This window comes from Rhodanobacter sp. LX-99 (assembly GCF_018599185.1).
GTDB lineage: Bacteria > Pseudomonadota > Gammaproteobacteria > Xanthomonadales > Rhodanobacteraceae > Rhodanobacter.
Window position 1 is genome coordinate 52,687 of sequence record NZ_JAHFVL010000002.1, and the last position, 22,245, is coordinate 74,931.

Sequence of the window (22,245 nt, forward strand, 5' to 3'; positions counted from 1 at the left end):
TATCCGATTGAGGCCTGGTTTTCAGGGGATCTCTGCGCAAGTGGGTCCAGCAGTGACATCACGCATGGGTTCGATCCGGCGTGGCGTTGCGCGCCCGGCTGCTTGTCCAGAGGTCACCTCGGTCCGGGTATCTCCTCACGGGGCATGTCGACGACGTGACCCATGGCTGGCCTCCGAGAGATGAAATGACACCCGAGAGCAAACTCAAAGAAGGCCGACCGGACGAGGCGCTGCAGCTGCTTGCAGCCGAAGTGCGCAGCAACCCGGCGGATGCCAAGCGTCGGGTTTTTTTATTCCAGTTGCTGGCTCTGCTTGGACAGTGGGAGCGGGCACAGAACCAATTGAACGTCAGCGGCGAACTGGAGCCTCTCAATGCCATGCTGGTCGGTGCCTATACCGAGGCGTTGAAGGGCGAGCAGGTGCGCGCCGACGTCTTTGCCGGGAAACGCCTGCCGGTGGTCATCGGCGAACCGGAGCAGTGGATGGCGTTGTTGCTGCAGGCGCTGAAGCTGACCGCGGAGGGGCGCCACGAACAGGCCGCCGATTTGCGCGGGCAAGCCTTCGAACAGGCTCCCGCCGTGAGCGGAAGCATCGACGGCGCGCCGTTCGAGTGGGTCGCGGATGCCGATCCCCGGCTGGGGCCGTGTCTGGAAATCGTCGTCAACGGCGGCTATTCCTGGGTACCGTTCTCGCGTTTGCGGGAACTGAAATTCGAGGCGCCGACCGATCTGCGCGACAAGATCTGGGTGCCCGCGGAAGTGACGTGGACCAACGGCGGCAAGGCGATCGGGTTCATTCCCGGACGCTATCCGGGCTCCGAGCGGGCCGACGACAACGACCTCGTACTGGCGCGCAAGACGGAATGGATCGATGCCGGTGCGGATCTTCAGGTGGGCCTGGGCCAGCGGATGCTGGCGACCGACACGGACGACTACGCGTTGCTCGATGCCAGGCTGATCACGTTCGACACCCACTGACCGGAGCGTGAGCGTGCCATGGCTGAATTGACCACCCAGGAGAGACTTCAGCCTTCGCTGCTCGATCGACTCACCGACGACGAGCCGGGCAAGCTGGAGGAGAGCCGCGATAAGCGCGTGATCTCGGCGACGCGGCTGCGCGATTGCGTCACGCGCGACATTTCGTGGCTGTTGAATTGCGTGAATCTGAGCGCGGACGCCGATCTGGGCGATTATCCGGAAGTCTCCTGCTCGGTACTCAATTTCGGTATTCCCGACCTCACCGGGGTGGCCTTGTCGGGTATCAATTCGGACATCCTGCAGCGGCAGGTGAGGGATGCGATTCTCGCCTTTGAACCGCGGCTCACCGCCAATACGCTGCGGGTCACGGCAACCGCGAAATCCGCGCGGATGGATCGGCAGGCGCTGATGTTCAACATCGAGTCGGAGATGTGGGCCCAGCCGATTCCGCTGAATCTCTACCTGAAGACCGAGGTCGACCTGGAGACCGGCAGTTTCAAGGTTTCGGAGGGCTTCGGCTGATCGTCCATGGACCCACGCCTGCTGCGCTATTACAACCGGGAACTGCAACACGTCCGCGAGATGGGCGGCGAGTTTGCGCGCGAGTACCCGAAGATTGCCGGGCGACTCGGGCTGGAAGGCTTCGAGTGCGCCGACCCCTACGTGGAGCGGTTGCTGGAAGGGTTCGCCTTCCTCGCGGCCCGCGTGCAACTCAAGCTGGACGCGCAGTTCCCGGTGTTCACCCAGCACCTGCTGGAAATGATCTATCCCCATTACCTGGCGCCGGTGCCTTCGATGGCGGTGGTGCAGATGCAGCCGGACCTGAAGGAAAGCGGCCTGCTGGCCGGCCACGTCGTGGAGCGCCATACGGCATTGCGCAGCCTGATCGGCAAGGACGACCGCACGGCCTGTGAATACCGCACGGCCCATGACGTCACGCTGTGGCCGCTGGAGCTCACCGACGCGAAGTATCTTGAAACGCCCGCCGCGATAGCGGCCGCAGGCGTGACCTTGCCGGCGGGCAAGCCGGTGCGTGCCGGCCTGCGGTTGAAGTTCCGGGTGACCGCCGGCGCGCAGGCGAACATGCTGGCGCTGGACGACCTTCCGGTGTTCATCGCCGGCGCGGACGAGCTTCCCAAGCGCCTGTACGAGCAGCTGCTGGGCAACGCCACGGGTTTCATTGTGCGCACGCAGGGCGCCAGCGGCGAGATCAGCCGGCATTTCGACGCATCGAGCATCCGTCGCAAGGGCTTCGAGGAGAACGAGGCGCTGATTCCCTATAGCGGACGTTCGTTCAGCGGCTACCGGCTGCTGCAGGAATACTTCGCCTGCCCCGAGCGCTTCCTGTTTGCCGAATTCAGCGGCCTGAAATCCGTGCTGGCACGTTCGAAGGGCAACGAGTTCGAGATCGTGGTGCTGTTCGACCGCAGCGTGGCCAGCCTGCACAACGCAGTCGACGTGAACAACTTCCGGCTGTTCTGCACGCCGGCGATCAACCTGTTCCCGCGGCGTGCCGACCGCATCCACCTGCAGCAGGGCAAGGCGGAATACCACATCCTCGCCGACCGCACCCGGCCGATGGATTTCGAGGTCCACAGCATCGGCAACGTGGAGGGCTTCGGCGACAAGCAGGAGCCGGAGCAGCGCTTCCTGCCGTTCTACGGTTGCGACGAGCGCACCTGGCACAGCCAGCATTCGGCCTACTACACGATTCGTCGCGAGCCGCGCCTGATCTCGTCGCGGCAGAAGCGGCAGGGCGCGCGGTCCAGCTACATCGGCAACGAGATGTTCATCTCCCTGGTCGACTCCAGCGAGGCGCCTTACTCCACCCAACTGCGCCAGATCGGCATGATGCTGATGTGCACCAATCGCGACCTGCCGCTGCAGATGCCGGTGGGCAAGTCGAAGACCGATTTCACCCTGGAGACCGGTGCACCGGTGGAATCGATCCGCTGCGTCGCCGGCCCGACCAAGCCGCGTGCATCGGTGGCCACCGGCGAGACCGCGTGGCGGTTGCTCAGCCACCTGCAGCTGAACTACGTATCGCTGCTGGAGAACAACGCGGGCGAAGGCGCTGCGGCGCTGCGCGAGATGCTGACGCTGTACTGCGACGAGTTCGACTCCAGCGCGTTGCGCCAGGTCGAAGGCGTCAAGGCGGTCAGCTCGCAGCCCATCGTGCGGCGCGTCCCGGTACCCGGCCCGATCACCTTCGGCCGCGGCCTGGAAATCACCCTGACCTGCGACGACGGCGCATTCGAAGGCACCGGCGCCTTCCTGCTCGGCGCGGTGATGCAGCAGTTCTTTGCGCGTTACGTATCCATCAACTCCTTCACCGAAACCGTTCTGCGCACGCTGGAACGCAACGAGGTTGCCCGATGGCCCGCCAGGCTGGGAACACGGCAGACGCTGTAGCGCTGGAGATCGCGCTGCGCGACCACCCCGAGGCCTTCGAGTTCTTCGAAGCGGCCCGTCGGCTGGAGTGCGTGTATTCCGAACGTCCGCGGCTGGGCCATTCGGCCAAGGCCGCGGACGATTTCGTGCGGCTGTGCCAGACGCCGTCGCTGGCGTTCGCCCCAAAAACGGTCGACCGCTACCAGCCCGGCGGTGCCGGCCGGCCGGCGCGCCTGCATGGCCTGTTCTTCGGCTTGTTCGGGCCGAATGCGCCGCTGCCGCTGCACCTTACCGAGTACGCGATGGATCGCGAACTGAACGCCAAGGACACCACCTTCACCGCGTTCGCGAACATCTTCCATCACCGCATGATGAGCCTGTTCTACCGGGCGTGGGCCGACTCGCAGCCTACCGTGGAGCTGGACCGCCCGGCCGAGGATCATTTCCGTCTGTACATGGGCGCGCTGGTGGGTCTGGCCACGCCAGGTCTCGACAGCCGCGATGCGCTGCCCGACCAGTTCAAGCGTTTCTTTGCCGGCCGCCTGCTGCAGCAGACCCGCAATGCCGAGGGGCTGCGCGGGCTGCTCGAACGATTCTTCCGCATTCCGGTGGGTATCGTCGAATTCGTGGCCGAGTGGATGCGGCTGCCCGCGTCCTCCCATCTCCGACTCGGCGGATCGGGCGAGGTGGCGGCACTGGGGCTCACGGCGGTTGCCGGCGAGTACGTCTGGGGCAGCCAACAGCGTTTCCGCCTGCGGCTGGGGCCGCTGAGCCGGGCCGAGTTCAACAATTTCCTGCCCGGTGGCGAGGCGCTCAAACAGCTGATCGCCGCTGTCAAGACCTATGTGGGCGAGGAGAAAGCCTGGGACGTGCAACTGGTGCTGAAGAAAGCCGATGTGCCCACGACCCGCCTGGGCCAGAGCGGCCGCATGGGTCTGAGCACGTGGATGGGCCAGCCGCAGCGCGATGGCGATGCCGACGACGTGGTGCTGAAGCCGGTCGGCTAGGGCGCGGCAGCAGGGGCGGCGCGCGGCCCCGGATTTTGGAATGACTTTGCAACAAAAGACAGCTGGATCGACAACTACTGCATAAGGATCGAAGACCATGGCCGAGATCAGTCGCGGCGCCCTGTTTGGAAAGCTCAACAAGCTGGCTTTCCGGGGCATCGAAAGCGCTACCGTATTCTGCAAGCTGCGCGGCAATCCGTACGTGGAGCTGGTCCACTGGATTCACCAGATCCTGCAGCTGCAGGACTCCGACCTGCATCGCATCGTGAAGCAGTTCAACCTGAACCCGTCGAACCTGGCGCGCGACATCACCGATGCGCTGGACCGGCTGCCGCGCGGTTCCTCGTCGATCTCCGACCTTTCCAGCGACGTCGAGGAAGCGGTCGAGCGCGGCTGGGTGTTCGCCACCCTGATGTTCGGCGAGGCGCAGGTGCGCACCGGCTACCTGCTCGTCGGCTGCATGCGCACGCGCAACCTGCGCAATGCGCTGCTGCACATCTCGGCCGAGTTCGACAAGATCAAGCCCGAGGCGCTGGTGGAAAAATTCGCCGAGGTCGTCGCCGGTTCGCCGGAAGACGGGCAGCATGCGAACGACGGTTTCCGCATGGGCGGCGGCAGCGCGCCGGGCGAGGCCAGCGGCGCGATGTCGCCGGCGCAGATGGGCAAGCAGGAGGCATTGGCGCAGTTCACCATCGACCTCACCGAGCAGGCGCGCAGCGGCAAGATGGACCCGATCGTCGGCCGCGACGACGAGATCCGCCAGCTGGTCGACATCCTGATGCGCCGGCGCCAGAACAACCCGATGCTGGTCGGCGAAGCCGGCGTGGGCAAGACCGCGGTGATCGAGGGCTTCGCCATGCGCATCGCCATCGGCGACGTGCCGCCGCCGCTGAAGGACGTGCAGCTGCGCGTGCTCGACGTGGGCCTGCTGCAGGCCGGCGCCAGCATGAAGGGCGAGTTCGAGAACCGCCTGAAGCAGGTGATCGAGGAGGTGCAGTCCTCGACCCGGCCGATCATCCTGTTCATCGACGAGGCGCATACCCTGGTCGGCGCCGGCGGCGCGGCCGGCACCGGCGACGCGGCGAACCTGCTCAAGCCGGCGCTGGCGCGCGGCAACCTGCGCACCATCGGCGCCACCACCTGGGCCGAATACAAGAAACACATCGAGAAGGATCCGGCGCTGACCCGCCGCTTCCAGACCGTGCAGATCGACGAGCCCAGCGAGGAGAAGGCGATCCTGATGATGCGCGGCGTCGCCAGCGTGATGGAGAAGCACCACAAGGTGCAGATCCTCGACGAGGCGCTGGAGGCCGCGGTCAAGCTGTCGCACCGCTACATTCCCGCGCGGCAGCTGCCGGACAAGGCGGTGAGCCTGCTCGACACCGCCTGCGCGCGCGTGGCGATCAGCCAGCACGCGGTGCCGGCGGAAGTGGACGACACCCGCAAGCGCATCCAGGCGCTGGAAACCGAGCTGGGCATCATCGGCCGCGAGAAGAACGTCGGCGTCGAGGTGGCGGCGCGCGAGGAAGCGGCCAGCGAAAAGCTGGCGGCGCAGAAGGCGCGGCTGGAAACGCTGGAGGCGAACTGGATCACCGAGAAGGAGCTGGTCGAGAAGATTCTCGACATCCGCTCCAGGTTGCGCGGCAGCAACGCCCCGGTGGAAGGCACCGGCAGCGCGCTGGAGGAGTCGGCCAACAAGGAGGCGGCGGCGGAAGGCGTGGCCGCGCTCGAAGGGGCCGAACGTGCCGCGGCGCTGGAAGAGCTGAAGGGATTGCAGACGCAGCTGGCCGAGCTGCAGGGCGAGCACCCGCTGATCCTGGCGTCGGTGGACCAGCAGGCGGTGGGTTCGGTGGTCTCGGACTGGACCGGCATCCCGGTCGGGCGCATGGTCAAGAGCGAAGTCGAGACCGTGATGAACCTGGCCAAGCTGATGGGCGCCCGTGTGATCGGCCAGGACCACGCGATGGAGATGATCGCCAAGCGCATCCAGACCTCTCGCGCCGGCCTGGTCGATCCGAACAAGCCGATCGGCGTGTTCATGCTCGCCGGCACTTCAGGCGTGGGCAAGACCGAGACCGCGCTGGCGCTGGCCGAGGCGTTGTACGGCGGCGAGCAGAACATCATCACCATCAACATGAGCGAGTTCCAGGAGGCGCACACCGTCTCCACTTTGAAGGGCGCGCCTCCGGGCTACGTCGGCTACGGCGAGGGCGGCGTGCTCACCGAGGCGGTGCGCCGCAAGCCGTACTCGGTGGTGCTGCTGGACGAGGTGGAGAAGGCCCACCCGGACGTCCACGAGATCTTCTTCCAGGTGTTCGACAAGGGCGTGATGGAAGACGGCGAAGGCCGCTCGATCGACTTCAAGAACACCCTGATCCTGCTCACCACCAATGCCGGCACCGACATGATCGCCGGCCTGTGCAAGGACCCGGACCTGATGCCCGATCACGAGGGCATGGCCAAGGCCCTGCGCGAGCCGCTGCTGAAGATCTTCCCGCCGGCGCTGCTGGGTCGGCTGGTGACGATTCCGTATTACCCGCTCAGTCCGGAGATGCTTGGCAGGATCGTCAAGCTGCAGCTGAATCGCATCAAGAAACGCGTCGAGGCCCGCTACAAGATCCCGTTCGAATACGACGAGAACGTGGTGAAGCTGGTGGTCGAGCGCTGCACCGAGACCGAATCGGGCGGCCGCATGATCGATGCGATCCTGACCAACTCGATGCTGCCCGACATCTCGCGCGCATTCCTGACCAGGATGATGGACGGGGACCAGGTCGCGAAGGTGCAGGTATGCGTCGAGGATGGGAATTTTTCCTACGGGTTCGGTTGAGACTCGGCCGAGCTGCGGATTTCCGCTCACTGTTGCCGGGCATTCGGCTGGCACATGCCCTGCCCAAGGTGAGATCTCCAGTGGGGTGCAGGCTGGCAATGCGGCACGACCTCGGGCGATGCGCGCTGGCAGGCTCGATGCGGTGAGCGCATTCCGCCGGCATGCCGGCCGAAGAAGGTTCTCGAGTTTCGTTTCGATCTGGATCCGGATAACCACGTCAGGGGGGAATGAGCATGAACGAGCTGGCAGCCAAGTTCGCGGCACGTGCGGCGGCATCGGCGATGAGCACCAAGCGCTACCGGCACATCTGGACGCAGGAGCAGGGGGGCGTCACTTATGGCGATGGCGTCAGCACATGGCCGGCGGTGTACGAACTGTCGACTTCCGCCACATCCACGGCACTGACGGTCAAGGTACTGATAGGCGCGACCGACGGGGGCGGCGGTTTTACGGCCGAGGTGGCAACCCGCTGGTCCATGGCGATCAAACGCGTATGGAGCGACAAGGCGGCGGTGTCAATCAATGAGACGACCGGCGGCACCTTGAAAACCCATACCAGAAGGATTCTTTTCGAGATTTCCTGGAACGATGCCAACGCCGAGTATTCGGTGCAGTGCCGGCCGACGCCCGGCATGACGGGGTTGATCGCATCCATCGATAGCGGGGCGGACAATGCCGCCCGGCGCCTTCACGTGGAGGCGCTGGGCGTGCCGAGCGTCAAGGCTGCGGATTACGACATTGCATGGCCGCTTTGGAGAAAGACCGCGCTGCTGCGGGACGTGGATCGTGACGCCGTATTCCACGGCACGCCCAACATGCTCGAATGGGGCGCCGACGACAGCGAAGCAGTGCCGCACGAGTTCGGCCACACGATCGGTCTTCCGGACGAATATCTGACGACCCGGTACAACGGCGTGGCGGTCGACGCCGCTATCTACAATCAGCAGCCGTTCGGCACGAAAAGCATCATGAACAATACGGTGTCGAGCCGTGGATCCACGCTGTATCCGCGGCACTTCAGCCTGATCGCCACCGATTTCAGGGATTTGATGAGCACGCTCGTCAAGCCGGGGGGCACGTTTGGCGTGCCGACGGTGGGAATGTTGTAAGGCGCAAGAAAATCGAAGAACCGTGGCCGGATCGCTCGCCAGGCATGGCTTGATTCGAGTAGTCGACGGCTGAGGGGCCGGGACTGCGCGCATCCCTGCGCTGTCCGGCAGGGGTTGAGCACACAATCGATCGAGGAGCGATGCATGCCATCCAAACCACTAAGCATGGGCGAGTTCAAGGCCATGGGCGAGCTGGCGCGTGCACGCCAGCAACTTGTCGTCAACATGTTCGGCGGCACCAAGCTGAAGTTCGGCACCAGCAGCCAGCTGTCCACGGCCAAGCAGATGTTGTCCACGGGCAAGAAGATCGTCTCGTCGGGCAACAAGCTGGGGAAGGGCGGCAAGGCCGCCAGCACGGTGGCAAGCGTGCCGGGCATGAAGGAGGCGGTGCAGGATTTCATCGTCGAATGTGCCGACGTGGACAACATCCACGAGGTGATCGCGGCGATTACCGGCGAGGTGCTGGCGAACCTGGTGCACGAGATCACCCCGATCCTCGGGGTGGTGACCAGCGGCGTGAAGCTGGTCAAGGCCGGCAAGGCCGTGGCCGAGGACGGCTATCACCTGTACAAGAGCGACGACTACAAGGCGGGTTTCCGCCTGGGCGATCCCAGCGCGGCGGCCGAGGCGATCCAGATCATCATCAAGCGCGATCTTGCCAGGCACTCCGTGCAGCTGGGGCAGCAGACGCTTGCCACCGGCGCCAAGATCGGCGGACTTTTCGCGGATTTCGGCACGGCCACCACGGCGGGTATCGGGGTTGCCAATTCACTGGCCAGCCTGGGCCTTCTGCTCTACGGGTTGGGCCTGGACATCAAGGACATGCGCGCCGGCAACAAGCGGCTGGCGGCACCCAGTACGCTGAATCTCACGGTGTTCAACGAGTGCCCGATCCTTGGCTGCTACCTGCTGACGTGTGCCGATACGTCGGCGGTGGCCAACATGTTCATCGCCGACATCGGTTTGCCGGGCTGGATGGACAAGGTCGAGCTGATGAAGAAGAAACAGATGGACCCCATGCTGAAGATCGCCACCAAGAACATCAGCAGTTCGCGGCTGCAACTGGAGGGGCTGGGCAGCGACAAGGGAACGCACACCAAGAAGGGCTTCTTCGCGGGAATCAAGAGCAAGGCGATGAAGCAGATCGGGCTGAGCTGAGGTAATCCCACGTCGCGCCTGGCCGCACACCGTCGAACGAACCATCGAGCCGTTGTCTCAGGCTCATCCACAGCAGGAGATCCCATATGCCCCCGGCAGCGAGAATCACCGATATGCATGTCTGCCCGATGGTGACGGGCGTGGTGCCGCACGTGGGTGGTCCGATCCTGCCGCCGGGCGCCGTTACGGTGCTGATCGGCGGTTTGCCGGCGGCGCGGGTCGGCGACATGGCAACCTGCGTGGGGCCGCCCGATGTCATCGCGATGGGCTCGTTCAAGGTGCTCATCAACAAGATGCCTGCGGCGCGCATGGGCGATTTGACGGCGCATGGCGGAAGCATCGTGCTGGGTTGTCCCACGGTACTGATCAGCTGAGTGACGGCATGCGCGCCAGCGATGGCGTGGGGAAGACTTCGCGCGACACTGATCCCGACGGCAAGGAGGACGGTGATGAGGGCAACTGGAAGGCCGATCATGAATGACCCGCGGATGCCGGGATGAGGCGGGCGTCGGCCAGCCGGGCGGGGCGCAAGCGGCATGCGGCGGATGTCGATCATGGCGTGGTCGCCATGCTGCGCCAGGCGGTCGAGGTGCATCGGATCGGGCAACTGGATGCCGCGGAGGCGTTCTACCGCAGGGCGCTGCAGATGCAGGCCGGGCAGCCCGACGCGCTGCATTTTCTCGGCGTGCTGTGCCACCAGCGCGGGCGCAGCGACGAAGGCATCCGGCTGATCCGGATGGCCTTGCGGGCCGCCCCGCTGCATGCCGACGCGCACAACAATCTCGGCAACATCCACAAGGAAACCGGCAAACTCGCCGAGGCCGAGGCCTGCTATCGCCAGGCGCTGGCATGCAATGGGCAGCATCACGATGCGTTGGGCAACCTGGCGCTGGTGCTGGAGGCGCAGCAGCGCTTCCAGGAAGCATTCCAGGCCTATGCCGAGCTGCTTGAACGGGCGCCACAACTCAGCCTCGCGCATTACCTGATGGGCATGTACCTGCGCAGGCATGTGAACGAAATCGAGGATCTGGAGCACGCCGTGGCCTGTTTCAGGAACGCGGTCCGCTGCGACGGCGGCAATGTGCGTGCTCTCGATGCGCTCGGTGTCACCCTTTACATGCTTGGCCGGCAGGAGGAGGCGATCGGGGCTTACCGTGACTGGCTCGGCCGCGAGCCGGACAATCCCGTGCCGCGGCACATGCTCGCCGCTTGCGGCGGCGAAGCGGCGCCGCCACGGGCGGACGATGCTTATGTGCGCGAGGTGTTCGACCGGTTCGCCGAAAGCTTCGACGAGCAGTTGCTGAAGAACCTGGACTATCGCGCGCCGCAGGTCCTGGTCGACGCATTGACTGGCGTTCTTGGGGTGGCCGAGGGCGCGCTGGACGTGCTCGACGCCGGTTGCGGCACCGGCCTGTGCGGTCCGTTGATCAGGCCGCATGCGCGTCGGCTGGATGGCGTGGACCTGTCCGGCGGCATGCTCGAAAAGGCCCGCCTGCGCGGCGGTTACGACGAGCTCGTGGCAGCCGAGCTGACCGCGTATCTGCAGGATCATCCGGAAACCTGGGACGTCGTGTTGTCCGCCGATACGCTGGTCTACTTCGGCGACCTGGCGGAGGTGCTTGCGGCGACCCACGCGGCACTGCGGGCTGGCGGTCGGGTGGCCTTCACGCTGGAGGCGATGGATGCCGACGAGGATCGTTCCGAACTGTCTTCCAGTGGCCGCTATCGGCATGCGCGTCGCTATGTCGAGCGCGTGCTGGATGCGGCCGGTTTCGTGGAGGTGAACATTGCCGCGTCCGCACTGCGCAAGGAAGTGGGCAAGCCGGTGGCCGGCTGGGTGGTGCTGGCGCGCAAGAGCCTGCCCGGGTGCGGATAGGCATGGAGGTGCGCCGGAGCCCGGGCCGTGCGGTGCGACGGGAGCGCCGGGGCCATGGCAGTGATGGGCTTGCCGGTATTGCGGCAGGGGGCGCTGCCATGGCAGCAGGTACTGCGCTTCGAAGGACCTCCCGCGCAAGGCGCGAATATGATAAACAGACGGGATTGCATGAGCGCTTTCGCGGGCTCGCTGGGGGAGATCGGATATGACGCATCGGATGACACTGAAGTCAGACCTCGGTGACAAACTGCTGCCTGCGAGCCTGTCGGGCAGCGAGCAGTTGGGGAAGCTTTTTTCCTACCAGTTGAAGCTGCTCAGCAAGGACAGCGAAGTCAAGCTTCTTCCCCTGCTCGGCAGTTCGATGACGGTGGCGTTCGAGTCGGACGGCTACAAGCGCCACTTCAACGGCATGGTTTCGGAAATTTCCCAGACCGGGTTCGAGAGCTACAAGGAAGAGCGTTACGCCGAGTACGCGGTGACGCTGGTGCCCAAGGCATGGCTGCTGCTGCACAAGGTGGATTGCCGCATCTACCTCAAGATGTCGGTGCCCGACATCGTCAAGACCGTGCTGTCCGAAATCGGCTATGGCGACGTCAAGCTGAGCCTCAGCGGAAACTACTCGCCGCGCGAATACTGCGTGCAGTACCGCGAGGATTACTTCAACTTCATCAGCCGCCTGATGGAGCAGGAAGGCATCTATTATTTCTTCCAGCACACCGACGGCGTGCACACCATGGTGCTGGCGGATTCGCTGGGCGCGCATGCCACCACCGGGGGGTATGAGGAACTGCCGTACCGGCCGCAATCGGCGGACAGCCGCGCGGCGCTGGAAGTCGCGATCACCGATTTCTCGTCGGCTCGCTCGGTGCAGACGACCAAGTATTCGCTGACCGACTACGACCCGCTGAAGCCGAAGACCTCGCTGCTGGGGACCGAGGCGATCAGCAATGCCGACGACAACCATCCGGTGCCCGGCCTCGAGTCGTTCGATTTTCCCGGCGACCACGAGACCGGCGATGCCGGCAAGCACTACGCGCAGGTTCGCCTCGAGGCGATCAACGTGCCCCAGTCGCAGGGCTCGGGTTCGACCAACGCCCCCGGCCTGCTGACCGGCGCGTTGTTCAAGCTGACGAAATTCCCGCGCGCCGAACTGAACCAGGAGTACCTGGTCACCGGCTCGACCGTGCACATCGAGAATGCCGCGCGCACCTCCGGGCAGCAGGGCGGCGAGTTGTTCTTCTGCAACTTTTCGGTGATCCGGAGCCGGCAGCCGTTCCGCACCCTGCCGACCGCCGTGAAGCCGATGATCGTGGGCCTGCAGACGGCCGTGGTGGCGGGCAGCGACAAGGCAGAAGACATCGCGGTGGACAAGTACGGGCGCATCCAGGTGACGTTCCACTGGAACAAGCCGGACAAGAAGAACGCGCACATTTCCTGCCCGGTCAGGGTGGCCTCGTCATGGGCCGGCAAGAACTGGGGCGCGGTGCACATCCCCAGGGTCGGCCAGGAAGTGGTGGTCAGCTTTCTGGAGGGCGACCCGGACCGGCCGCTGGTCATCGGCAGCGTCTACAACGCCGACAACATGCCGCCGTACGCGCTGCCCGACAACAAGACCCAGAGCGGCATCAAGAGCCGCAGCCACGAGGGCGGCGCCGCGGCGGATTTCAACGAGATCCGCTTCGAGGACAAGAAGGGCAGCGAGGAGCTGTTCCTGCACGCGCAGAAGGACATGCGCGAGGAAGTGGAGAACGACCACTTCGTGCAGATCGATCACGACGAGACGATCACGGTCAAGAACGACCAGACCGAGGAGGTCAAGCACGACCGCAAGACCAAGGTCGGCAACGACGACAAGCTCGACGTCACCCAGAACGGCACGACCACGATCGGGCAGAAATTCAAGCTCAGCGCCGGCACCGAGATCGAACTGGTCACCGGCGCCTCCAGCATCGTCATGAAAAGCGACGGAACGATCGAGATCAAGGGCGTCAACATCAAGGTTACCGGCAGCATGGGCGTGAAAGTCGAGGGCCAGGTCGAAGTCGGCATCAAGGCCGGCGCCACGATGGATATTGGTGCGGGGGCCTCGCTGAAGATGCATTCCGATGCCATGCTCGAGGTGGCGGGCGGCGCCATGGCGACCGTGAAGGGGCCCATGCTGACGCTCAAGGGCGACGGCATGGCGCAGTTGTCCGGCGGCCTGATCATGATTGGCTAACGGGAGGGGACGCAGATGTCAGGAATCGTGCAGGCGTCGATCCAGATGGAATTGTCCGAGCAGGCCAATGCCTTGCTGCGGTCGGAGATGACGGCGCCGGTTGCCGTTCGGGCCCTGGTCGATGCCGGCCAGGTGCAGGACGCCTTGAAGCTGATCGCCCGGATGTTGCCAAAGCGCTACGCCGTGGCATGGCTGTGCCAGTGCGCGCGCGACCAGGCGCTGAACCCCGAAGACAGGGCCGGTGCCTCGCTGGCGGAAAAATGGGTGCGCGAGCCGAACGAAAGCAATCGACGCGCAGCGTTCGAGTTCGCCAATGCCGGCGGCTACAAGTCGACCGGAGCGTGGCTGGCCGCCGCCGCCGGATGGTCCGGTGGCAGCATGGCGCCGGCCTCGCAGGAAACCCCGGTGCCGCCACCGGACCACTTGACTGCATGTGCGGTGGTGGCCGGGATCAACATGCTGGCCGCACTGGTGGCGGAGAAGTTCGAGGCCCGCCGCGTCGGATTCATCGAGCCGGCGATGACCCTGCTCAATGCGGGAGGTGCCGCTGCGGGCGGGGCCTGAGTTCGCCTGTTCCCGGCTCCTGCCGGCTTGCCCGTTGCGCGGATGGGCGATACGATTGTGAACGGCAGTTTGATCGCGCCCGACTGGCTCATCAGCCAATCTGTCGCGAGGTTCCGTTGCCCCGGGATGGGTGAGACCTGCGCAGCGCCAAGCGCGGCAGTCATCGGCGACAGGGGTTCCGGATCACGGATGCAGGAAGGAGTGGGATGCTCCGTCGCGGATGGGGGAGTCATCTGCACGTTCGACCAACTCCAGGGCAATGCACGCCGCTCGCGAACGATCAGCGAGGCTGGCTTTCCGCATACCCGGATACTGATTCATTGGAACGAGCGCGGGCGATCCATTCATCGCTGTCCTGATTGGCTGACAGTTGCAGGGGAAATACAAGCGTGCCGACGTCGCAGACTCTGATCCTTGCCGTTGCTGGTCGTCAGGCTGCCCAATTCGGCAGCCGCAGCAGCAGGACGTTCGAGGCCGCAGGCGGCAGCATCGGCCGTTCCGAGGATTGCGATTGGGTACTCAGCGCCTCCGGCGTCTCGCGTGTCCACGCGATGATCCGTTACCTCAACGGCATGTATTTCATCGAGGACCGCAGCACCAACGGCATGCTGCTGAACGACGCGCCGCTGATCAAGGGCGATCCCTCCGCGCTGAAAGACGGCGACCGGCTGCTGATCGATACCTTCGAGGTGGAGGTGCGCCTGCAGGATGCCGCGGGTGCGCTGGCCGCCCCGGACCCGCAGCCCACGGCTGCGTCGGCCGCAGCGGTGCTCGATCCGCTGGACTTCGGCCTGCTGGATCCCGCGCCGCGCGCGCCCGCCTACCCGCCGCCGACAGCGGGGATTCCGCTCGACGCGGAGCTGATTCCCGGCGCGATCGGCACGGCTTCCGCCGATGAGCTCGATCCGCTGAGCTTTCTCGGTCCGACCGACGCGTCGTCCGGTCTGCTGTCCGGCGCGACCACCGGCAACGCCAGCTCAGGCTGGAACCATTCGGCCAGCACGGAAGATTTCTTCCGCCCGCCCATGACGACCGGGCAGCGCCAGGCCAGCGTGAATGCGCTGCCGGAAAACTGGGACCTGACGATGGGCGATTTCTCGTCGCCGCCCAGTCCGCCGCCGCCCGCACCAGCGGCCCCGCCACCGGCTGCCGCCGCCGTGCATCCGCCGCATGCGCCGCCGGTGGCCTCGCTCGCCGAGACGACCGGCCCGACGGCGTTGCCGGCGGATGTGGACCAGATCTTCCGGGTGGTGGTCGATGGCGTGATGGACGTGCTGCGCGCGCGCGCCGAGATCAAGAACACGTTCCGCCTGCCGGTCACGATCATCCAGCGTTCCGAGAACAACCCGCTGAAATTCGCGCCGAATCCGGATGAGGCGCTGCAGAAGATCATGGCGCCGCCGAACGGCGCCTTCATGTCGGGCACGGCCGCGTTCGAGGATGCCTTCGACGATATCCGCTGCCACCAGATGGCGATGCTCGCCGGCGTGCGTGCCGCGTTCGAATCGCTTTTGGTGCATTTCAATCCGGATCGTTTCGAGCAGGAAACCGATGGCTCGAAGCGTTCGGCGTTTGCCGGCAAGGGCAAGTACTGGGACAAGTACCGCGAGCATTTCGACGGGCTGTCGCGGGATCCGGACGAATGCTTCCGCCGGTTGTTCGGCGACGAATTCGCACGGGCCTACGAGGAACAGTTGTCACGCCTGAAATCGGCGCGGAGAATGCAGCAGTCACATCGCTAGGCGCGCGGGGGCGCCGCAGCCGCGGGCTGGGGAACGGATCCAGGGGGTGTGTCGAAGGCCATGCCGTCGACACCGGAATACCCGGCAGCGCTGCCGGGGAAATCTCACAGGGGCAGGCGCGACGCATGACGGATAACAACAAAGTCGTCTGGAGCGAGGGACTTTTCCTTCGGCCCCAGCACCTGCAGCAGCAGGAGCGTTACCTCGAGCGTTTCGTGGAACTGCGCGCCGGCAGCCTGCGGCCCTACACCTGGGGCTTTTCCGAGCTGGAGCTGGAAGCCGACCTCTTGGCGATCGGCAAGCTGGGCATCAAACGCGCGCGCGGCGTGTTCCCCGACGGCACGCCGTTCGCGATGCCGGGCGATGATCCGTTGCCGCTGGCGCTGGAGGTCGATGGCAACTGGCGCGACCAGACCGTCTTCCTGACCCTGCCGTTGCGCTCGCCGGCACAGCCGGACAGTGGCCGGCCCGAAGCACCGGCCGAGAAACTGTTCCGCTTCCGCGTGCGCGAAACCGAGGTGCGGGACGCGTCCGGCAGCGTCGACGGGTTGACCGCGCTGGAAGTGGGCGGCCTCAACAGCCGCCTGCTGCCGCAGTCGCAGCCGCTGGAGGGACTGGCGCAGATCCCGCTGGCGCGGATCGTCGAGTGCCGTTCCGACCGGCGCGTGATCCTCGAAGACGCCTTCATGCCGACGGCGCTCAGTTGCCATGCCGTACCGCGGCTGACGACCTTCCTCACCGAACTGCTCGGCCTGCTGCACCAGCGTGGCGAAGCGCTGGCCAGCCGGGTGGCGGTGACCGACCGCGGCGGCGCCGCCGAGATCGCCGACTTCCTGTTGCTGCAGGTGGTGAACCGCTACCAGCCGCTGATCGCGCATCTGGCCGCGGCGCCGATCCTGCACCCGGAAGACTTCTACCGGGTGCTGACGGAGATGGCCGGCGAGCTGTCCACGTTCACCGCGCCCGGCAAGCGGCCGCCGGCGTTCCCGCCGTACCGGCACGAGGCGTTGTACGAAAGCTTCGAACCGCTGATCGTCGCGCTGCGCGGCAGCCTCAGCGCGGTGATGGAGCAGACCGCCATCCCGATCCCGCTGCAGCAGCGCAAGTTCGGCGTGTGGGTCGCGGTGGTGCCGGACCTCAGCCTGATCGACACCGCCGCGTTCGTGCTCGCGGCCAAGGCCGACCTGAAGTCCGAGGACCTGCGCCGGCAGTTGCCCGCGCAATCGAAGATCGGCCCGGTCGAGAAGATCCGCGACCTGGTGAACCTGCAGCTGCCCGGCATTCCGGTGTCGCCGATGCCGGTGGCGCCGCGGCAGATTCCGTACAACTCCGGCTATCTGTATTTCGAGTTCGACAAGAATTCGCCGATGTGGCGGGCCTTGAAGACGTCGGGCGGCATTGCCTTCCATTTCGGTGGCGAGTTCGCCGGTCTCGACCTGCAACTGTGGGCGATCAGAGGTTGAGCGCATGAGCAGCAACGGCCCCCATGACGACGATCCCCTGCGCGATGCCACGGTAGTCCGTCCGCGCGGAGCGCCGACGCCTCCCGCACCGGCACCGGTTCCGGCGACCCCGGCGCCTGCCGCATGGCCGGGCGCGGCGCCGGCGAGAGGGCCTGCGCCGCGTGCCGACGCGGCACCGCCGGCGGCGATCAGCGATTTCCTCGGTGGCGGACTGAACGCGCTGGTGCAGGCGGCGAGCCCGCTGCTGCTGCTGGCGGTGCAGCTGCGCAACAGCGTGTCGCAGCCGGATGCCACCCACTTGCGCGAGCAGGTGATTGCGCAGGTGCGCCAGTTCGAGAGCAACGCGCAGGCCGCCGGCGTTGCCGCGCAGACGATCACCGCGGCGCGCTACGTGCTGTGCTCGACGCTCGACGAATCGGTGATGAACACGCCGTGGGGTCAGCACAGCGGCTGGGCGGCGAAGACCCTGCTGGTGGTCTTCCACGGCGAGTCGTACGGCGGCGAGAAATTCTTCATCATCCTCGACCGGTTGTGCGCGGATTTTTCGCGGCACATCGACCTGATCGAACTGATGTACATCTGCCTCACGCTCGGCTTCGGCGGTCGCTACCAGATCGAGGCCGACGGCCGCGCCAAGCTGGCCGACATCCAGGAAGAACTGTACCGGCGCATCAAGTCGCAGCGGCCGCCCGCGGCGGAAGAGCTGGCGCCGCACTGGAAGGGCCTCGAAGACCGGCGCAACCCGCTGGTGCGCTACGTGCCGCTGTGGGTGATCGTGGCCGCCGGCGCCTGCCTGCTGCTCGGTGCCTTCCTGTACTTCTATACGCGGCTGAACGAGTTGTCGTCGCCGGTCAGCGCGCAGGTCGCGCAGATCGGCCTGCGCGGCGCGGTGCCGCCAGGCGAAGGGCCGAAGCCCGCGCCGGCCATCGCGCGCAAGAGCCTGAAGCAGTTGCTGGCGCCGCAGGAACAGGCCGGTGCGCTGACCGTCGACGAGAAGCCGGACGGCTCCGCGCTGGTGCGGCTCAACGCGGCCGCGATGTTCGCCTCGGGCGGCACCGAGGTCGCTGCCAGGCAGATTCCGATGCTGCATGCGATCACCGCGGCGCTGAACCAGGTGCCGGGGCGGGTGATCGTGGTCGGCCACACCGACGACCAGCCGGTGCATTCGTTGCGCTTCAAGGACAACTACGCGCTGTCGGCGGAACGCGCGCGCTCGGTGCTGCAGATTCTCGGCGACGGCATCGACAACGCCGGGCGGCTGGAATCCAGCGGCGCCGGCTCGTCGCAGCCGATCGCGTTGCCGGCCGATCTTCCGGTCAATCGCGCGCGCAACCGCCGCGTCGAAATCCTTTACAGCCCGGAGGACTGAACATCGTGGGCAAGCTTCTTGCGCTGTTCAAATCCCGCCTGTTCATCACCCTCGTCGGCCTGTTGCTGCTGTCGCTGCTGATCTGGTTCGGCGGTCCCTATCTCGGCTTCGGCGAATCGCAACCGCTGGCCAGCCCGATCGTGCGATTGCTGGTGATCATCGTGATCGTGGTGATCTGGGCGGTATGGCTGCAGGTCCAGCAGATGCGCGTGCGCGGCAAGGCCAGGCAGATGGCCAGCGACCTGAGCGATCAGGGCGCACCGACCGGCGGCGGCGAGCGCGACGAACGTTCCGCCAACGAGCGCGCGCAACTGCAGGGCCGTTTCCAGGAAGCGGTCGAGACGCTGCGCAAGAACCGCAGCGGCGGCACCAACCTGTACGCGTTGCCGTGGTACGTGGTGATCGGGCCGCCGGGTTCCGGCAAGAGCACGCTGCTGCAGAACTCGGGCCTCAATTTCCCGCTGTCGAACAAGTTCGGCAAGGAAGCGATCCGCGGCGTCGGCGGCACCCGCAACTGCGACTGGTGGTTCACCGACGAGGCCGTGTTCCTCGACACCGCCGGCCGCTACACCACGCAGGATTCCGACCGCGGCGCCGATGCCTCGGCCTGGGAGGAATTCCTCAACCTGCTGCGCAAGTACCGCAAGCGCCGCCCGATCAACGGCGTGATCGTGGCGATGAGCCTGTCGGACCTGCTGACGCTGGACGCCAACGGCCGCCAGCAGCACATCCTGGCGGTTCGCCAGCGTCTGGACGAGCTGGCCAAGCACCTGCGCATCGGCGTGCCGGCCTACCTGGTGTTCACCAAGTGCGACCTGGTTGCCGGCTTCACCGAGTTCTTCGACGACCTCAACCCGGAATTGCGCAGCCAGGTCTGGGGCATGTCGTTCCCGGTCGGCAAGACCATGGACGGCACCGCCGCGAAGCAGTTCCTCGACGAATTCAACCTGCTGCTGGACCGGCTCAACACGCGCATCCTCGACCGCCTGCACGGCGAGCGCGACCGTACCCGGCGTGCGGCGATCCTGTCGTTCCCGCAGCAGCTCGGCGCCTTGCGCGAGATCACCCGGCAGTTCGTCGAAGGCGTGTTCACCGGCCACCAGTACGGCTCGCCGCTGCTGTTGCGCGGCGCCTATTTCACCTCGGGCACGCAGGAAGGCACGCCGATCGATCGCATGATGGGCGCGGTGGCGCGCACGTTCGGCCTGGATGCGTCGCGCCTGCATGTGCCCGGCGCGCAGAGCCGCACGTTCTTCGTCGAGCGCCTGCTCAAGGACGTGCTGTTCAAGGAGTCGGGTTTCGCCGGTACCGATCCGAAGCTGGAGCGCCAGAAAATCCTGCTGCAGGCGGCGTCCTACGTCGGCGTGCTGCTGGTGTGTGCGTTGCTGGTCTTCGGGCTTGCCAGCAGCTACCGGCGCAACGGCGGTTACCTGACCCAGGTGCAGGCCGCGCTGCAGAAATACCCGGCGCAGAGCGACCTGTCGCTGGCGCCGAACCAGCAGGCGTACTTCGCGATGGTGCTGGAGCGGCTGGAGTCGCTGTCCGGCGCGGTGGATGTCGCCGACCAGCACAAGGGCGACGTGCCGCTGTCGATGCGCTTCGGCCTGTATCAGGGCAACGCGGTCGGCGACGAGGTGCGCGACGCGTACTTCCGCGAACTCAACGGCCTGCTGCTGCCGGGCGTGGCGTCGCAGTTCCGCGCGGGTCTGGCGGCGAACGCCGCGGACCCGCAGATGCTGTACTACTACCTCAAGGGCTACCTGATGCTGGGCGAGCCCAGGCATCTCGACCACGACCAGATCGTGGCCCTGGCCGGCATCGAGTGGCGCCGCCTGTTCCCCGGCGATCCGGTCCTGCAGAAGGCGCTGACCAAGCACTTCGACGCCCTGGTCGGGCATGAGGGGCGCCTGCGCGCGCTGAGCCTGGACAACAACCTGGTGGAGCAGGCGCGAAATACGCTGCGTACCGCGGATCTGCCGACCCTGATCTACGGCAACATCAAGCTGACCGCGGACAACGGCGCCTACCTGCCGTTGCGGCTGGACAAGGAACTGGGCCTGCTCGGCAACGTGTACCGGCGCAAGAGCGGTGCAGCGCTGTCCGATCCGCTGCCGGCCCTGTTCACCCAGCCGGTATTCAAGGACGAAGTCGACAAGGGCATCGAGCAGGCGGTGACGCAGTTCGCCGCGGACGACTGGGTGTTCGGCGCCAGCAAGATCGACTCGCTGCAGAAGGCGCGTCTGGCGCAGCAGGTGCTGGCGCTGTACGAGCAGGATTACATCAAGGCCTGGGACGGCATCCTGGCCGACCTGGAACTGCAGCCGATCGGCAACATCCAGGATGCCAGCACGATCGCGGCCAAGCTGGCCGGGCCCAATTCGCCGATGAAGCTGTTGCTGAAGGTGGTGCGCGACAACACCAACGACCTGATGCGCGCGCCGCCCGCCGATGCCGCGGACAAGGCCGAGGACGTGGCCAGGCAGCTGGCGCAGAAGAAGGCCACGCAGACCGCGCTGGCCCGCGCGCTGGCCCAGGCCGGCGCCGGCGCCGGTGCGTCGGGTGCGGATGCGGCGGCCGAGAAGCCGGGGCAGGCGATCAGCGACCACTTCGAGCAGATCAACAAGCTCAGCGAGGGCGGCCCGGGCGCGGCGCCGATCGACCAGACCTTGCGGGTGCTCGACGATCTCAGCAAGACCCTGCTGACCATGGGCGATTTCAGTTCCGCCGCGGGGCAGCCGAATCCGCAACTGCTGATGGCGCAGCAGGCGGCCACGCAGTTGCCGGCGCCGGCCTCCGGCTGGTTCGCCGCGCTGACCGGCAAGAGCCAGGCGCTGGTGGCCAGCGGCACCAAGGGGGCGCTGGACGATCAGTACCAGCAGGCGGTCGCGAAGGATTGCGCCGACTTCACCCGCGGCCGCTACCCGTTCTCGCCGTCCAGCAACAACGACATCCCGCTGCAGAACTTCGGCGAGATGTTCGGCTACGGCGGCCGCTTCGACAGCTTTTACAACCAGACGGTCGGCAAGCTGATCGATGCCAGCGGCCGCAACTGGCAATGGAAGACCGGGCCCGGCGCGGTCAGCGGCTCGGCCGGCATGCTGGCGCAGCTGCAGGGTGCCGACCGGATCAAGCAGATGTTCTTCCGCAGCGGCAACATGCCCGAGGTCGATTTCACCTTGCTCACGCCGGTGCTCGACGCCGGCATCGGCAAGCTGGTGATCGAAGTCGACGGCCAGAAGTATGAGTACCAGCCGGGTGGCGCGACCAACGTCAGCATGAAATGGCCGGGGCCGAACCCGGGGCGCGTCTCGATCTCCGCCTACGATCCGGCCGGCACGCTGCTGACGACATTCGACTACCGCGGCGACTGGGCGTTCTTCCGCGCGCTGCAGGCGGCGAACCTGCAGAAGCAGTCCGACCTGCGCTTCGTGGCCAGTTTCAACTTCGGCGGCCACGTGGCGAAGGTGACGATCCAGGCCAATAACCTGAAGAACCCGTTCCTGAGCAACGCCTTGTCCAGTTTCCGGTGCGGGGGATAAAC

General features: G+C 66.0%; 15 protein-coding genes. All 15 read left to right on the plus strand.

Annotation, left to right across the window (positions count from 1 at the left end):
• Positions 1-185 precede the first annotated feature (185 nt).
• The gene (locus KK131_RS10865) at positions 186-977 is read left to right on the plus strand and encodes a type VI secretion system accessory protein TagJ (RefSeq protein WP_214557360.1); all 792 of its coding nucleotides are present in this window, start codon (positions 186-188) and stop codon (positions 975-977) included.
• Between the two features lie 18 nt (positions 978-995).
• A complete protein-coding gene (gene tssE, locus KK131_RS10870) occupies positions 996-1,499 on the plus strand; it encodes a type VI secretion system baseplate subunit TssE (protein ID WP_214556756.1) in 504 nt (167 codons plus the stop codon).
• 6 nt (positions 1,500-1,505) lie between these two features.
• Positions 1,506-3,389, plus strand: coding sequence for a type VI secretion system baseplate subunit TssF (tssF, locus tag KK131_RS10875; RefSeq protein WP_214556757.1), 1,884 nt, complete (start codon positions 1,506-1,508; stop codon positions 3,387-3,389).
• Complete coding sequence (gene tssG, locus KK131_RS10880) at positions 3,353-4,375, plus strand: type VI secretion system baseplate subunit TssG (protein WP_214556758.1); 1,023 nt, start codon at positions 3,353-3,355, stop codon at positions 4,373-4,375. Before tssF ends, tssG begins: the two co-directional genes overlap by 37 nt.
• A 97-nt stretch (positions 4,376-4,472) precedes the next feature.
• A complete protein-coding gene (tssH, locus tag KK131_RS10885; RefSeq protein ID WP_214556759.1) occupies positions 4,473-7,205 on the plus strand; it encodes a type VI secretion system ATPase TssH in 2,733 nt (910 codons plus the stop codon).
• A 233-nt stretch (positions 7,206-7,438) separates the two neighbouring features.
• Entirely contained in the window at positions 7,439-8,314 is an 876-nt protein-coding gene (locus tag KK131_RS10890; RefSeq protein WP_214556760.1) for a hypothetical protein, read from the plus strand.
• 144 nt (positions 8,315-8,458) lie between these two features.
• On the plus strand, positions 8,459-9,472 hold the full coding sequence (locus KK131_RS10895; protein ID WP_214556761.1) for a hypothetical protein: 1,014 nt from the start codon (positions 8,459-8,461) through the stop codon (positions 9,470-9,472).
• An 86-nt stretch (positions 9,473-9,558) separates the two neighbouring features.
• Positions 9,559-9,846 carry a PAAR domain-containing protein gene (locus tag KK131_RS10900; protein ID WP_149363828.1) on the plus strand — a complete coding sequence of 96 codons (288 nt, stop codon included), beginning with the start codon at positions 9,559-9,561 and terminating at the stop codon, positions 9,844-9,846.
• A 194-nt stretch (positions 9,847-10,040) separates the two neighbouring features.
• Positions 10,041-11,348, plus strand: coding sequence for a tetratricopeptide repeat protein (locus KK131_RS10905; RefSeq protein WP_214557361.1), 1,308 nt, complete (start codon positions 10,041-10,043; stop codon positions 11,346-11,348).
• A gap of 205 nt (positions 11,349-11,553) precedes the next feature.
• A complete protein-coding gene (gene tssI / locus KK131_RS10910; protein WP_214556762.1) occupies positions 11,554-13,566 on the plus strand; it encodes a type VI secretion system tip protein VgrG in 2,013 nt (670 codons plus the stop codon).
• A 15-nt stretch (positions 13,567-13,581) separates the two neighbouring features.
• Complete coding sequence (locus KK131_RS10915; RefSeq protein WP_214556763.1) at positions 13,582-14,130, plus strand: hypothetical protein; 549 nt, start codon at positions 13,582-13,584, stop codon at positions 14,128-14,130.
• Positions 14,131-14,519: 389 nt separating this feature from the next.
• Positions 14,520-15,872, plus strand: a complete 1,353-nt coding sequence (tagH, locus tag KK131_RS10920) for a type VI secretion system-associated FHA domain protein TagH (RefSeq protein WP_214556764.1) — start codon at positions 14,520-14,522, stop codon at positions 15,870-15,872.
• A 125-nt stretch (positions 15,873-15,997) separates the two neighbouring features.
• A complete protein-coding gene (tssK, locus tag KK131_RS10925) occupies positions 15,998-17,335 on the plus strand; it encodes a type VI secretion system baseplate subunit TssK (RefSeq protein ID WP_214556765.1) in 1,338 nt (445 codons plus the stop codon).
• Positions 17,336-17,339: 4 nt separating this feature from the next.
• Positions 17,340-18,704, plus strand: a complete 1,365-nt coding sequence (gene icmH, locus KK131_RS10930) for a type IVB secretion system protein IcmH/DotU (RefSeq protein ID WP_250887222.1) — start codon at positions 17,340-17,342, stop codon at positions 18,702-18,704.
• Between the two features lie 5 nt (positions 18,705-18,709).
• Complete coding sequence (gene tssM / locus KK131_RS10935; RefSeq protein ID WP_214556766.1) at positions 18,710-22,243, plus strand: type VI secretion system membrane subunit TssM; 3,534 nt, start codon at positions 18,710-18,712, stop codon at positions 22,241-22,243.
• Positions 22,244-22,245 lie beyond the last annotated feature (2 nt).

Excerpts from the sequence above, each read along its gene's own strand:
- KK131_RS10865 (WP_214557360.1), top strand. The coding sequence starts at position 186 with ATGACACCCGAGAGCAAACTCAAAGAAGGCCGACCGGACGAGGCGCTG.
- tssE (WP_214556756.1), top strand. The coding sequence starts at position 996 with ATGGCTGAATTGACCACCCAGGAGAGACTTCAGCCTTCGCTGCTCGAT.
- tssF (WP_214556757.1), top strand. The coding sequence starts at position 1,506 with ATGGACCCACGCCTGCTGCGCTATTACAACCGGGAACTGCAACACGTC.
- tssG (WP_214556758.1), top strand. The coding sequence starts at position 3,353 with ATGGCCCGCCAGGCTGGGAACACGGCAGACGCTGTAGCGCTGGAGATC.
- tssH (WP_214556759.1), top strand. The coding sequence starts at position 4,473 with ATGGCCGAGATCAGTCGCGGCGCCCTGTTTGGAAAGCTCAACAAGCTG.
- KK131_RS10890 (WP_214556760.1), top strand. The coding sequence starts at position 7,439 with ATGAACGAGCTGGCAGCCAAGTTCGCGGCACGTGCGGCGGCATCGGCG.
- KK131_RS10895 (WP_214556761.1), top strand. The coding sequence starts at position 8,459 with ATGCCATCCAAACCACTAAGCATGGGCGAGTTCAAGGCCATGGGCGAG.
- KK131_RS10900 (WP_149363828.1), top strand. The coding sequence starts at position 9,559 with ATGCCCCCGGCAGCGAGAATCACCGATATGCATGTCTGCCCGATGGTG.
- KK131_RS10905 (WP_214557361.1), top strand. The coding sequence starts at position 10,041 with ATGCTGCGCCAGGCGGTCGAGGTGCATCGGATCGGGCAACTGGATGCC.
- tssI (WP_214556762.1), top strand. The coding sequence starts at position 11,554 with ATGACGCATCGGATGACACTGAAGTCAGACCTCGGTGACAAACTGCTG.
- KK131_RS10915 (WP_214556763.1), top strand. The coding sequence starts at position 13,582 with ATGTCAGGAATCGTGCAGGCGTCGATCCAGATGGAATTGTCCGAGCAG.
- tssK (WP_214556765.1), top strand. The coding sequence starts at position 15,998 with ATGACGGATAACAACAAAGTCGTCTGGAGCGAGGGACTTTTCCTTCGG.
- icmH (WP_250887222.1), top strand. The coding sequence starts at position 17,340 with ATGAGCAGCAACGGCCCCCATGACGACGATCCCCTGCGCGATGCCACG.